The organism is Salmonella sp. SAL4457 (genome assembly GCF_046548235.1).
Classification (GTDB): Bacteria; Pseudomonadota; Gammaproteobacteria; order Enterobacterales; family Enterobacteriaceae; genus Salmonella; species Salmonella enterica.
This window is the reverse complement of record NZ_JBGDZO010001247.1, coordinates 1-239: the sequence shown is the minus strand read 5'-3', so window position 1 is coordinate 239 and position 239 is coordinate 1. Positions and strand designations below refer to the sequence as shown.

General features: G+C 72.8%; 1 protein-coding gene. It reads right to left on the bottom strand.

Features of this window, described 5'->3' with window-relative positions; all coding sequences use genetic code 11:
- A partial coding sequence (locus ACLJNW_RS28185) for a protein kinase domain-containing protein (protein ID WP_410961927.1) occupies positions 1-239 on the bottom strand: 239 nt, incomplete at both ends.

The window sequence follows — 239 nt, the reverse complement described above, 5'->3', positions numbered from 1 at the left end:
GCAGGTGTCTGGGCGCGCGCAGCTGGCGCTCCAGCCCCTGCTCCCGGGCCTGGTTCGAGGGCAGGCGGCGGAACGGATGGCGACCATCGGCCAGTTCGTAGAGGACGCAGGCCAGCGCATACAGGTCGGCCGCCGGCGACAATGGCGCACCCTCGAGCAGTTCGGGAGCGGCGTAGCCCGGAGTCCAGGCGTCGATGCGGCCCCGGCTGAGCTGCGGCAGGCCATCCAGGATGCCTGCC